Origin of the sequence: Hymenobacter sp. IS2118 (assembly GCF_000715495.1) — a bacterium.
Taxonomy (GTDB): Bacteria; Bacteroidota; Bacteroidia; order Cytophagales; family Hymenobacteraceae; genus Hymenobacter.
The window spans coordinates 1-13,431 of sequence record NZ_JNLX01000157.1; the positions used below are offsets into that span (position 1 = coordinate 1).

At 62.2% G+C, this 13,431-nt stretch carries 6 protein-coding genes and 1 pseudogene; 2 read left to right on the plus strand and 5 right to left on the minus strand.

Annotated elements, in window-relative coordinates; translation table 11 throughout:
- Positions 1-777: pseudogene (locus tag GM79_RS25000) on the plus strand (IS5 family transposase); the annotation flags it as partial.
- A 28-nt stretch (positions 778-805) separates the two neighbouring features.
- Here GM79_RS25000 and GM79_RS16035 read toward each other — a convergent pair.
- The 3 genes from GM79_RS16035 to GM79_RS16045 form a co-directional block, all read right to left on the minus strand.
- Positions 806-1,927, minus strand: coding sequence for a glycosyltransferase family 4 protein (locus GM79_RS16035; RefSeq protein WP_152560035.1), 1,122 nt, complete (start codon positions 1,925-1,927; stop codon positions 806-808).
- 19 nt (positions 1,928-1,946) lie between these two features.
- Positions 1,947-3,185 carry a glycosyltransferase gene (locus GM79_RS16040; RefSeq protein ID WP_035565826.1) on the minus strand — a complete coding sequence of 413 codons (1,239 nt, stop codon included), beginning with the start codon at positions 3,183-3,185 and terminating at the stop codon, positions 1,947-1,949.
- 149 nt (positions 3,186-3,334) lie between these two features.
- Positions 3,335-4,159 carry a glycosyltransferase family 25 protein gene (locus GM79_RS16045; protein ID WP_035565827.1) on the minus strand — a complete coding sequence of 275 codons (825 nt, stop codon included), beginning with the start codon at positions 4,157-4,159 and terminating at the stop codon, positions 3,335-3,337.
- A gap of 512 nt (positions 4,160-4,671) precedes the next feature.
- Between GM79_RS16045 and GM79_RS16050 the strand changes: the two genes are divergently transcribed.
- A complete protein-coding gene (locus GM79_RS16050; protein WP_161787198.1) occupies positions 4,672-5,517 on the plus strand; it encodes an RICIN domain-containing protein in 846 nt (281 codons plus the stop codon).
- A 399-nt stretch (positions 5,518-5,916) separates the two neighbouring features.
- Here GM79_RS16050 and GM79_RS16055 read toward each other — a convergent pair whose 3' ends face one another.
- Together GM79_RS16055 and GM79_RS16060 are read right to left on the minus strand one after the other, a co-directional pair.
- Positions 5,917-10,188 (minus strand): DUF4394 domain-containing protein, encoded by a 4,272-nt coding sequence (locus GM79_RS16055; protein ID WP_161787199.1) that lies wholly within the window; start codon positions 10,186-10,188, stop codon positions 5,917-5,919.
- 515 nt (positions 10,189-10,703) lie between these two features.
- Positions 10,704-13,145 (minus strand): TonB-dependent receptor, encoded by a 2,442-nt coding sequence (locus tag GM79_RS16060; protein ID WP_035565834.1) that lies wholly within the window; start codon positions 13,143-13,145, stop codon positions 10,704-10,706.
- Positions 13,146-13,431: the final 286 nt, after the last annotated feature.

Sequence of the window (13,431 nt, forward strand, 5' to 3'; positions counted from 1 at the left end):
GTTTACTGCTTATTTACTTTTCAGCATGCGCCGTCACGAAATTTCTGATGCTACCTGGGCCCTGGTTGCCCCGCACCTCTCCGGCAAGGCCGCCGATGGCGGGGCGACGGCCGTCGATAACCGGCTGTTTTTCAACGCTGTGGTGTGGATAATGCGCACCGGCTGCCCGTGGGCCGACCTGCCCGAACGCTTCGGCAAGTCCGACACGGCCCGCAAACGCTTCCGCCGGCTGGCCGAAAAAGGCGTCTGGCGCCGCCTTTTCCAGGTCGTCCAAGCGCCGGAGCTGGACTGGGTGCTGCTCGACTCGACCATCGTGCGGGCGCACCAGCACGCGGCGGGCCAAAAAAAAGCGACGCTCAGACCGAGTGCCTCGGCCGCAGCCGGGGCGGGATGAGCACCAAAATTCACGCCTGCGTCGAGTCGCTGGGCAACGCGGTGCGCCTGCTCGCCACCCCCGGCCAGGCCGGCGACAGCCCGCAGGCGCTGCCCCTGCTCGACGGCCTCGACGTGGGCCAGGTAGTGGCCGACACGGCCTACGACAGCGACCAAACCCGCGCCTATTGCGCTCAACGCGGTATTCAAGCCGTCATCCCCAGCCACCCCAACCGCACCCAACCGCTGCCCCTGGACGAGAATGCCTACCGCGACCGCAACAAAATCGAACGCTTTTTCGGACGCATGAAGCAGTATCGCCGCTTGGCCACCCGCTACGAGAAGACCATCGTTTCCTTCCTCGCGTTCTGGCATATCGGAGCAGCACTTGATTGGCTTAGATGAATAACTCATTTCTTAATGTCCTCACGCCCTAGTCTGGCCGTAAGGCTTGGCGGTAGCAGCTGGCCAGCTTTTGGTAGGTGTGCGCGGGGGCAAATTTTTCGCGCACGAAAACGCGGCTGGCCATCGAAAACTGCTGCCGTAGCGTGGCATCGCCGGCCAGTTGGAGCATGGCGGCGGTCATGGCGGGCACGTCACGGTTGGGCACGAGCAGGCCCGATTTGCCGTTTTCGAACAGCTCGGCCGGGCCGCCGCAGTCGGTAGCAATGAGGGGCACGCCGTAGTAAAGCGCGTCGAGGCAGGTGAGGGAGAAGGACTCGGCCTCGGAAAAATTCAGCACGATGTCGTGGGCTTTCATGGCTTGCTCGGTATCGGCCGCGAAACCTTCAAAATCGACTACTTCCGACAAGCCCGCAGCCTGAGCCGTGGCTTCCAGCTCCTGCCGAAACTGCTGGTTCTTGGCCATGCCCATGTCGCCGCCCACGAAGCGGAGGCGCAGGTTGGGGTTCAGGGCATACGCCAGCCGGAACGCCTCAAGTGCGAAATTCTGGCCCTTACCCCGGATATAATTGCTCAGGTACAGCAGTTGGGTGGGGGCGCCATTCGTGAGGTTTGGCACGTGGGGCGGCTGCATTTCGCCACGAGCAGGCAGCGGGTCGTAAACCGTGTGCACCCGGCCGTTGGTGGGGGTGAAATACGACCGCACCGCTTCCGACACGCACAGCACCTGGTGGGCGCCGTGCTCGGCCAGCCACTTCCACACCCGCGCAAAGTACTGCGGCAGCGTCTGGGGCAAAAAGCGGACGTGTACCAGCACCCGCAGCTGGCCCAGGCTTAAAAAGCGGGCCACGTAGCCGGTCAGGTTGTAAAAATCGTTGAGGTGCAGCAGGCCAGCACCGCGCTGGCGGGCCAGCCGGTGCAGCCGCCAGCCGTTAAGCAGCAGCATGGGCACGTAGCGCAGCAAATCGGCCTTACGGCGGCTGATTTCGACGAATGGCAGCTCGTGCACCACGTAGCCGTCGGCCTCGAGTACGGCCCGGCCCGTGCTGCCGGTGGGCAGCACGTACTCAAACGCCAGGTCGGGCCGCAGGGGCCCCGTGGCGTGGCGAATGGCGTTGAGCGCTCCCGTCACGGCCCGGGAATTATCCACCACCAAAATTGTGTGTTTGGCTTTAACCACGACAAACTTCTTCTAACATTTGCAGCCACTGGCCAAAAATCCGCTCGCGGGTGAAGTCCTGCATGCGCGCCCGGGCAAGCTGGCCCAGCCGGTCCTGCTCGGGTGCATTGCCTAGTAGACTCGTCAGCGCGGTGGTCCACACGGCCTGGTCGGCCGCTGCCGTGGCCGGGCTGGTGAGCATGGGCAGCAAGATGCCGAATTCTCCCGTCTCAGCCCGGCGTAGGGGCGCGGCCGGGGTGGCGGTGGCCGGGGCCAGCATCTCGCGCGGGCCGGTGGGGCAGTCGGTGCTCAGCACGGGCAGGCCGCACACCATGGCTTCGCCCAGGGCCATGGGAAAGCCTTCCCAGGCCGAGGGGAAAACGAAGGCCGTGGCCGGCCGCAGGTATTTGAAGGGGTTTTGCTGCAAGCCGAGGAAATACACGTCGAAATCGGGGGTGAGCTCGGCGGTATTTTCCCAGGCCGCGAACACGCGCAGGCCCAGTGTGCGCGCATGGACCGTAAGCTCGTCGCGCAGCTCACCGTCGCCCACAAACACCAGCTTGGCGGGCTGCTGGCGCAGCACGGCCGCAAAAATGTCGAGCAGCGGCGCCTGGTTTTTTTGAATGGTGAGCCGCCCCGACGTCACCAGCACGGGCGCGGTGGCATACACGGCAGCTTCGGCAGCGGAAAGGGGCTCCTGGCTTTTGGCTTCGATTTGCGGAACGTCGAAGAAGTTGTTAATCGTGAGCAGCTTTTCCGGCTTCACCCCAAACCCGTCGATTAGCTCGGGCATGATGTCGCGGCTCACCGTCACAATCCGGTCGGCGCGGTTGTAGAGCAGGGGCATGAGCACGGCTTTGCGCAGCCAGCCCACCGGCCCCTTAATATTGGCATCGTGCAGTTTGGAGCCGTGCACGCAGAGAATGGTTTTGCCGGGGCCGCCGCTGAGTAAGTTCACGTAGTCGGCGCCCTCCAAATGGCTGATGCAGGCCGTGGGCCGCAGGCGTTCGCGCAGCTGGCGCAAACCCGCGATGCGCCGCCGGAAGTTGGTGAGCTTGGCCACTACGCCGCCGCCGCCGCTCACTTCGAGGCTTTGCACTGGGTTGCCGCTGGGGTATAGGTCGCCACCTTCCAGGTTGAACACGGCTTCCGTGACGGCGTAGTGCTTGGCCAGCTCCACGCTGTGGTCGTGGAATACCCGTTGGGCGCCGCCCAGGCCCAGGTTGGGAATCAGTAATACTAATGGTTGCATAGGAGAAGAGAGGGAGGGCGGCAAAAAAGGCGCTTTTGTGGGTTTACGCCAGGTAGCAAGAGCCCGGGGCTAGCGCCATACTGCGGCTGCGGAAGGCACTGATTATGGCTTCAACTGAGTAGGGTGCAGTAACCAAATCCAGTGCTTTTCTAGTTTGCGTTGAATGGTTTGGCATCTACAAAGCGCATGTTGTTTCGGGTTTCGAGCCGGGCCTTGTCCCTTTTTTTGAGGTAGTTGAATAGAACGGGAAATTTGGTTCGGCGCACGAAAGCGGCCACACCGCCTATTACGTCCTTGGCCACTTGGCGGGTAGTGGACGTCTTGATGGAATTATAGTTCAGGGTGCTGCGAAACTCCGCGTCGTGCGTCTTTATCGGATACAGGCATCGAAATGAAGTAAAAGCGCCCTGTCGGTAGTGCTCGCCCCAATAGTCGGCCGCTACCCGAACCGGAACTATGGCTGCCGATAGCTTGGCCGCCGCCGCGGGAGTTATCACGTAAGCCATGGCCGAGCCCAGGTTGCGCAGATTTGCCGGGTAAAACAGGCTGCTCTCCTCGTCCAGCTTTTGGGCGCGCTGCCGGCTTATTTCCACCGGCGTACCAAAGTGGCTGTAGTAGTGCATCGATATCACTTCCTCATTGGCAATGTGTTGCTCAATCAGGGCCAGTAGTTTTTTGATATTATCGGGCAGTTGGGCATCGTCTTCGAGCACCAGGCCCATCTTGGCGTTGCTAGCCGCAATAAGCCGGCTCACTTTCGCGTGGGAGAGGGCGCAGGCCAGCACACCTTTGGTTAAGTACGGGTTGGCCGCAACCGCCGCCGGGTCTACTAATTCCGCATACTCGGCGGGCGTCATTTCCTGGTAATCCACCGCGTCCACGATTTCATATTCCAGCCCCAAAAGCGTGAGCTGCTTTTGCATGTAGGCACGCCGCTCAGTGGCACGACGCAGGCTTATGACGTATACTTTCATGAAAGCGGTAGGGTATAACGGCCGCAATTGCCAGTTGATAAGCGCGCAGGGTGCTTTGCTTTAACGCACAAAAGTAAGTGGCAATAAAGCACTCCTTGTTCAGCGCCGGCCCGGCACCGGCTGCCGTGGCCCCAGCCAGGGTATCGGGCGAGGGCGTCCGCATCATATTTCAGGCTGAAGCCGGAGCAAGGCCGGAAACCGGCGGATTGCCGGAAACACGGATGCCAATTCTGGCGCGGAAGCGCAATCAGTGGGCAACGGTTCCATAGGTTGTGGAAGTTGTCCCCTCTTAAACTGATAGGAGCCGGGCCTGCCACTCGTCAAAGGCGGGAATAATTTGATTTAACACAAACGATTGTGTTAAATCAAATTATATTCCATATAATTGTTGAATAATCAGACAGAAAATGTCTTAACAGACAATATTATTTGCTGTTTTGTTTATCAATCGTTTGTTTTTTGTATCCACCATTTCTTCAAAAATCATGACAAAATTCTTACTTTTTGGTTCTGTGCTAACCGTTTTTCTGGCGGGCGCTACGACTTCTGCCTGGGCCCAGGGAGCCATTGTAAACGGCGGCACTTATAAGATGACGCACTACGGGGTGTTGTCCGGCAACACCACACCGGGCGCCGACCCCAACCTGCCGCTGTGTCTGGACGTGGACGCCAATCTGGCTACTGCCGGCACCAGTATCGGGCAGTGGGTTGATAACGGCAACGATGCCCAGCGTTTCATCTTCGAGCTGCAAACCGATGGTTCGTACAAGCTGCGCCACAAAGGCACCGAAATGTATGTGCAGTCCGTGGCCCTCAGCAAAACTGCAGGCGCCCAAATCGAACAGAATGTGCTTCTGCCGACCGGCGATGACAGCCAGCGCTGGCTCATCACCGACCCCAACGGCAACGGGCGCTACAAATTCACGCTGAAAAATTCGGCCAATGCGGCGGGTGTCCCGCAGGTGCTTGAAATTGGTTTCGCCAGCAATTCCCCCGGTGCTCGTGTAAACCTCTGGGATGACAACGGTTTCGAAACGGCTCAGCGCTGGGGACTCACCCTGATTACGACGGCCACCGCCACCAAAGCTGCCAGCAACGCCGCCCTCAAAACGCAGGCCTACCCCAACCCCGCGGGCCCCGGCCAGCGCTTTGCCCTGCGGGTGGAGGCAACCAAAACCGGCACGGCCGAAATCGAGGTGCTGGACGTGTTGGGTAAGAAAATCCACCGCCAGTCCGAAATTTTGAAAGCGGGTAGCAGCGTAGTATCGCTTCGGGGCCCGCAGCTGGCGGCCGGCTTGTACGTGGTGCGCGTGCACCAGGGCGAGTTCACGCAGCAAACCCGCCTGGTGCAGCAATAAAGCGCTGGCAAGGACCGGTCGCTCCGCCAATTTCAGCCAGTGAACAAAATAAGGTGACGAAAATAACGGGAGGAATTTGGCCTCTTGTTCCGCAGCAACCCCAGCCACAACCGGCTGGGGTTTTTTGTCGCCTGTTGTTCAACGAAAAATGCGGCTGGCATCGCCGGCGCAGTTTCAGAAGTGCCTTATGCAGTGCCTTGCGAAGCGACTGGTATTAGGTAGTAGGTTACTCTTTTGGCGGGTTCATGATGCCTCCAGTCCTTGCCCGTTCGTTCGGTCCGGTGCTGCCGTGCCTCGCTGAGCAACCCAATACTTAAGCAGCGCTCCAGCCTACTGCAAAGCAAAAAGCGCCGTCTGCAATTGCAGACGGCGCTTTTTTGGCAATTAAAATGAGGCTTGCTATTCCACAACCAAGCGCTTGTTCACGGTGCCTTGCTCGGTTTGCAGGCGCAGCGTGTACACGCCACGGGCTACTCCGTTCAGCGACAGGGTGCGGGCCTGCGAGCCGGCGGCCAGCGTGCTGCGCAGTACCGTCTGGCCCAGGGCGTTTATCAGCTGCACTTCCGTGGCCTGGCGGGCCAGGTTGGCGGGCAGACCGATGGATACCGCGCTACGGGCCGGGTTCGGGAACACCGACACCTGCTGGCCAAGGGCCGCCGGGGCGTTAGCCAGCACCGTCTGCTGGGTGAGCAGCAGCGTGAAGCGGCCGGCCACTGTGCCCGCCGCCGTCAGCTGGAAGGAGTACTCGGGCTGAGTGGCCAGGTCGATGCGGGCCCCGGTCAGGGCATCGCGCAGGAAGGCAAACGTGCCCGTGGGCAGGCGTAGCAACTCGGCGGCGCGCAGCGTGTAAGTACCGGCCTTGTTGGCCTGCACCCGCAGGTTCACCACTACATCGGCGGTACCCAGCGCGGGCAGGCCGTTGATGGCCAGGACCGTAACCGGCGCGCCGGTTTCCGTGGCCACCGAAGAGCCACTGCTACCTGCTAGCTTGTAGGCGTCAAACTCAGCATCGAAACCGGTCGTGGCGGCAGCATCAAAGTACACTACCGTTTCGTCGGTGGCCCCGGCCGCGTTCCGCAGAGCCAGGCGTACCAGTGGGGCCGTAGCAGCGCCGCGCTGAAAAACCGGGCTGGCGAAAGGAGTCAAGCGGACCTGGTTGGTGAAGCTTACCGTACCGTTGGAGTTGGGTTCGCCTACCCGCACGAAGAATCCCTGGGCCACGGCAATTTCGGCCGTGCCTCCGTTGGTACCCACGCCATTGGCCAGGTACGAAGAGTATTCGCCGCCGTACTGGCTGGTCGAGCGGAACACGTATACGGCGGCGCCCACGCCGGTGCGGCCCACCGCATCCCAATTGATGGGCGAGGGGTAGGGGTTGCCGAGCAGATGCCAGCCCGATTTGTCCTCGCCGCCGCGCGTGAGCCCGGAAGCGCTTTGGGGACCATTGTTGAGGGTGCCTACGAAGTCAACCTTGGCTTCGGCGGGAATATTCACCGTGTAGCCACGGGTTACCATCAGCGCACTGCTCAGGGCATTGGGCGAAACGAAGCCCTTGTCGAAGTCGATGGTGCCGGCGCTGCCGCTGGTGTTCACGCGGGTTTCGTCGTAGCCAAACACGGTGGGGAAAGGCGTTACCGGGTTGGGCTGCGGAATCGAATTGTAAGCCGGGTTTACCACGGGCGTGAAGCCCGTCGTAGTCAGGTCGGCCACGGTCGAGCCCATGACGGGGGCGGAGTAGTGGCGGTAGCCCAGGCCCGTGTTGTTGGGCGTGATGTAGCGCTGCACGGTGGCGTTGCCGCTTACGACGCCGCTGGCGTTCACCACGTAGGCCGTGCCGGTGGCATTGGAGAGCAGGGTCAGGTTGCCACCGGAGGCCAGGCTGCCATCGAGGAGCAGCTCGTTCTGCACCTGCACCGGTGCCGCCGCGTTGAGGCCGGAGCCGCCCACGGTGACGTTGTTGAAGAAAGTAGTGGTGCCGATAACGTTCTGGACGCCGCCGCCCGCGAAGGCGACCCTGCCCGTGCCGCTGCCGAGGGTGGTACCGCCGTTGTTCACAAAGTTGCCGTTCAGCGTCAGTGTGCCGCCGGGGGCGGTGGTCAGGGTAGCGCCGGCGGCCATGGTGAGGCTGTTGGCCTGTTGGGCATTGCTCACCACGGGGTCGTTGTCCACGTTCGGGATGAACACATTGTCGGTAGCGGTGGGCACCTGCATGGGCAGCCAGTTGCCGGGCAGGCCCCAGGCCACCGAGACGGCGCCGGTCCAGGTCAGGTCGGCCACTACGGGCGCCGTGGGGAAGGCCGCCAGGCCGGTCAGGTTGCTGCCGTTGCCCACGCGGTTCACCAGGTTGGCGGCGCCCGAGGTCAGGTCAACGGTGTAAAGATTATCAAATGCCTGGCCCGTAGGTGAGGCCACCAGGAAGGCCGTATTCACGGGTACGGCGGGGTTGGTCACGTCGGTAAACACGTCGAAATCCACGCCCGGGTTCACCGTGATGCCGGTCGTGCCCTGGTCCACGTAGGTTCCGGCGTTGGCATTGGTAGCCCGGAGCAGCACGTTGCGCGTCTGGTCGTAGCCGAAAAGGGTGGTGGCGGTGGCGGCGTTGTTGTCGTTGTTGAGGTAAGCCGCGCCCGACACTGCGGGCACGGTGCCGTTAGCATTCGTTAGCGAGCCATCGTTCACGAACGTGCCGTCGTTGGGGTTCATGCGCAGGTTGGCCTGCGTGGTGGCCGAAATAATGCGGATGCGGTCCACCGTGGGGTTGAAGTCGAAGGCGATGGCCGACGCCGTCGCGCCCAGCGGCAGGGCCTGGAGGGCGCCCACCGTCGTAAGCGCACCAGTACTCAGGTTCAGGTTGTAAAGCTGGCCCTCGCCGGCGGCGGCGTTGTAGCCCAGGGCAACCAAGCCGCCCGTAGCCGGCCGGAAATCGAGGCCCACCAGGGCCTGGCCGCCGCCCAGCCCGGTGATGTTCACGGCCGAGCGAATGTTAGTGGGGTTGCCCGAGTCAAACGAAATCAGGTTGCCGCCGGCCACGCCGTACAGCAGCCGGCCTATCAGCGCGGGCTGCGTGAGCGGGGCAATGCGGGCCGCCACGTCGCGCACCGGAATGCCCAACCCGATGGTGCCCACGGGCGAGGTGGTGCCCGCCATCGTGTTCAGGGTGTAGAGGGTACTGAAATTGGCCGAGGTGCTGGGCCCGTCGGTGTTCGAGACGATGAAGCCGCGGTTTATCTGCGCGGCGGCGTCGAAGTAAAAATCCAGGTCATTGACCTCGCTGCTGGGCAGCAGGCTGGTGCCGCTGGCCGAAGTGAGTTCGCCCGCGTTGGGGTCGCTCTGAATGAAGAGCTGGTTGCGGGCGTCGTCGATGTCGTAGAGTTCCGTGAAGGTGCTGCCGGCAAACGAGTTGGTGTAGGCCACGGCCCCGATGGTGGGCGTGCCGGTGGCGCCGCTCACGAAGTTCAGGTCGCCGTCCATGATGACAATCGCGCCGTTATTGGGGTTGAGGCGGTAGTTGCGGGTGTTACGGCCCGTCACGCGGATGCGGTCCACGGTGGGGTTGAAGTCGAAGCCGATGCCGTTGATTTCGGCTGCGGTGGTGCCCAGCGGCAGCGCTTGCGGGCTACCCACGGCCGTAGCCGCCGCCGTGGTCTGGTCGATGCGGTAGAGCTGGCCCTGCTCGGTGGTGGCATCATAGCCCAGGCCAAACAGCTCGCCGGTATTGGGGCGGAAGTCGGTGCCTACTAGCGTTTGAGTGGTAGGAATGCCCATGATGCTCATCGCCGAAAGGATGAACCCCGGCTGGCCCGAATTAAAGGAAATGAGAGCGTTGTTGGTGTTCACCGCGAACAGCCGCTGGCCGCTGGCCGCCGGCGCCGTGCGGTCGATTTCAAAGGTGATGTCGGTAACGGCGAAGGGAAGGTTTTGCGGCTGCACGGCAAGGCCCGAAGCCAAATCGAGGAGGTAGAGTATGGTAGCGCCACTCCGAACTATCGACAAAGCCGCCACCTGCTGCCCGGTGCCGTTGGGGATGGTGTAAATATCGAGGTCCGTGATGTCGGTGCCTTGCAGCAGCGGCGTTACGCCATTGGCGGTAATCAGGTTCGACGTGCCCAGTACCCCGCCATTGGGGTCGGTTTGCAGGTATAGCCGCGACCCGGCCACGTCGATGTCGTAGAGCCGGGTGGCGGCGGCACCGATGAAACTGTTTGTGTAGGCCACCGCGTCGATAACGGCTGCGGGCGCCCCGTTCAGGTTCCCGTCGGTCATCGTAATGGTTCCGTCGTTGGGGTTGAGGCGGTAGTTGGCCGTGTTGCTGCTGATTACCCGAATGCGGTCCACGGTGGGGTTGAAATCGAAGCTGATGCGGGCGGTGGAGCTGCCCAGCGCCAGGGCCTGCGGCGTGCCCACGGCCGTGGCCATACCGGTGGTCCGGTTCAGGGTGTAGAGCTGGGCCGAGCCCGCGCCGTTGTAACCCAGCGCGAACAGCTCGCCGGTTGCCGGCCGCGAGTCGAGGCCCACCAGCGTGAAACCCATCGCCACGTTCGTAATGGGCACGAAGGTGGGAATAGTTGGGCTCGCGATGGTTAACGAAACCAGCGCCGGGGCACCAGCCAGGGTGCTGAGGCCGTAAGCGGTTTGCGCTTGCGCAGCCGGAGCGGCGGCCAGCAAACCCATTGCGAGGGCCGCGCCGGACACTACCCTACGGGTGTACCGCCAAAATCCTAATGCGGGAGAAGGTACCATTGTGTTCATACTTACTTGGGGTTGTTTAAAAAAGAAAAGTGAACGTACAGGTGACGGCGTCAGCCCAAGACGGGCATGACAATGATAGTAGAATTACGACACTTTTGGCTGATTAGATTGAACCTTTTCAGATTAAATTAAAATTAAAATAATAAATGTGTGCTATTGGGCTTGATGCGTGCTTTGTAGTTAAAAAACAGGTAGTTTAACACGGTGCCGGACGGAGGAAGCGGGCCGCGAGAGAAACAAAAAAGCCCACTTTATAAAAAGCGAGCCTTCCTGTTCCGGTACCTAAAGCTGAGCATTACGGCTTCGTAGAATATGGCTTTTGGAGGCCCGGCCGAATTCGGGAATTCCAGAAGTGCCGGGCGCTTTTTTAACGGTTTCCGCCCCGGAAATCCTTAAAAATCCGGTCTGTACATGCCCCAGAGGTAGCATCGGTCAGCTTAAAACTCTACGATAAATCCTATGGTGGGCACCACCAGCGCGTCGTTGTCGCGCAGTAGAATCGGGTTGGCGTTGCGGCCGTCGGGGCGCAGGGGCTGGCCGTCGGTGGTGGTGTAGCCGCTGTTGTCGGGCATGCGCTCGAAGGTGTAGGTGGGCGGCGAGGCGGGCTTGGTGAGCAGGGCGTTCTGCACGTCGATGTAGAAATCGAAGCTCAGGCGGCGCAGGCTGATTTTCTTGTCCAGGCGCAGGTCCAGCTGTTGGAAGGCGTCCAGGCGCTGGGTATTGAGCTGCGTGTAGTCGAGGATGCCCGTGCCCACGGCCTGGTAGCTGGCGCGGCTGGCCGCTTCGTCGTAGGGCGTGTAGGGCCCGCCGCCGCCCACGCGGTACTTGGCGCCCACTTCCCAGCCGCGGCCGAGCTGGTAGCCCAGCAGCGCCGAGCCCAGAAAGCGCGTGTCCCAGGCCGTGGGCCGGTACACGCCATCAAGCCCCGAAAACTCGGAGCGGAACGCCGTGAGCGACACAATGGCGAAGAGCTTGCCGCTGAGCTTCTGCTGAAAAAAGGCTTCGGCCCCGTAGGCGCGGCCCTTGCCGGTGCTCGTCACGGCTTCGTTGCCGATGGCGTTGAAATCGCCGCCCAGGTTGGCCAGGCTGATGCCGTCGCGCACACTCACCGGGTAGTTGGCGTACTTCTTATAAAAGCCTTCGAGGGTGAAGCGGGTGGCCGCGCCGGGCAGCCATTCCAGCCCCGCCACCGCGTGGTCGGACCGGATGTAGCGGCCGTCGGCGTTCACGCGGCGGCCGTTTTCGTCCCGAAAGCCCAACAGCGTGCTGGGCGGGATTTTGAAGTAGCGCCCCAGCGAGGCATTCAGGTTCAGGGTGGGCAGCAGGGCGTAGGAGAGCGAGGCGCGGGGCGAAAGCGTGCGGTCCAGCCGGTAGCCTTCGGTCAGGGCCGAGGTGCCATCGGTCCGCACGCCGGCCGACACGGTGAGGCGGTTTTCGGCGCCGTAGGTGCGCGTGGCTTGCGCGAAAGCGCCGTAGCGCACAAAGTCCAGGTCGGTGGCAAAGCGCACCGTCACGGCCGGGCTCACGAGGGCCCCGTTCCCGTCGCGCACCTCGGAGCGGATGCGGTTGAACAGGTCGTTGTTGTAGTGCTGGAGCTGGCCCACCACGCCGTAGCTGTACTGCCAGCGGCCTACGCGCTTGTTCACGTCGGCGCGCAGCTTGTTCTCTATCTCGCCGTTGCGCGAGCCCAGCTTGCGGAAGGCTTCCTGCCCCTCGAAGCCGTACTCAAACTGGTCGGCCTTGCCGTATTGCTGGGTGCGGCTCAGGGCCACGTTCACGAAGCCGTTTTCCACCAGCTGGCGCAGGTTCACGCCCACGGTGTAGTTCCATTGGTCAATGGTGGGGTTGGAGCGCAGCACGAATTCCTTGGACGGCGAGCTGTTCTTGGGCGCCACGATTTCAAAGTGGTCAATTGCGCCCAGGCCCAGCGTGGTAACGGTGGTTTTGGGCGAAAGCTTGGTGGTGGTTTTGAACTGAAAATCGTAGAAATCGGGCCGGATGGGCAAGTCAATCAGCTTAAACAGCACTTGCAGGTAGCTGCGCCGGGCCGAGGCCAGAAACGTAGTATTGGGCGTGAGCGGGCCTTCGAGCGTGGCCGCCACTTCGGTGCCCGAGGTGCGCAGGTTGCCCTGAATGCGCTCGGAGTTGCCGTCGCGCTGCCGGAACTGCAGCACCGAACTCAGTGCGTTGTCGTAGCGCGCCTGAAACGCCGAGCTGCTCAGCGTCACGTCCTCAATAAAGCTCACGTTGAGAATGCCGGCCGGCCCGCCCGCGCTGCCCTGCGTCGGAAAGTGGTTGATAACCGGCACCTCAATGCCGTCGAGGTAGTACACGTTTTCGTTGGGCGCCCCACCCCGAATGATGATGTCGTTGCGGAAGCCGGCCGTGCCGCCGCTGCCCCCGCCGCCCACGCCCGGCAGGCTCTGTATCACCCTCGAAATGTCGAAGTTGCCGCCGGGGTTGCTCTTGATTTCCTCGGTGGTGAGGCGCTGCACGCTGAGCGGCGTTTCGGGCGTGGCCACGCGAATGGCGCGGTTGGCCGTCACGGTTACTTCGGCCAGGGCCTGGGGTGCGGTGTTCAGCTCCAGGTTGATGGTGTTCACGTTGCCGCTGCTCAGGGCAATGTTGGCCCGCAGCAGGGCGTCGTAGCCCACGAAGGTGGCGCGCAGGTTGTAGGGGCCGGCCGGCACGCCGGTGAGGCGGTAGCGCCCTTCGGCGTCGGTAGTCGTGCCAAAGTCGGTGCCTTCGAGGGCAATGCTCACGCCGGGCAGCAGCTCCTGGGTGGCGCGGTCGCGCACGGTGCCGGCCACGGTGCTGGCGGTTTGGGCGAAGCCGGGCAGGGAAATCAGCAGAACAAGCAGCAGGGTAAGAATTCGCATGTAGCAGCAAGCAACAGGTGCGGTAAATGGTTTGTAGGAACGCGCCTCGGCGCGTTCTGCTCGTTGGCCCGCGCCTGGCGAGGTCAAATGTAGGAAAGCGCCTCGGTGCGTTCTGTCGTTGGCCCGCGCCTGGTGCATCTGTTGAATGGCCGCCAGGACATGCCCCGTCCAACGACAGAACGCGCCAAGGCGCGTTCCTACCCAACCAGACACGCCCGCATTCCCAAACGGATGTGCCCGCATTCAGAAAAAAAATTGCTTCCCGGCAATCCAACCCGTCGAACCG

What these genes read in the sequence shown, in the direction of transcription:
- GM79_RS16060 (WP_035565834.1), bottom strand. Translation starts at nt 13,145, where the DNA reads ATGCGAATTCTTACCCTGCTGCTTGTTCTGCTGATTTCCCTGCCCGGC.
- GM79_RS16055 (WP_161787199.1), bottom strand. Translation starts at nt 10,188, where the DNA reads ATGGGTTTGCTGGCCGCCGCTCCGGCTGCGCAAGCGCAAACCGCTTAC.
- GM79_RS16040 (WP_035565826.1), bottom strand. Translation starts at nt 3,185, where the DNA reads ATGCAACCATTAGTATTACTGATTCCCAACCTGGGCCTGGGCGGCGCC.
- GM79_RS16045 (WP_035565827.1), bottom strand. Translation starts at nt 4,159, where the DNA reads ATGAAAGTATACGTCATAAGCCTGCGTCGTGCCACTGAGCGGCGTGCC.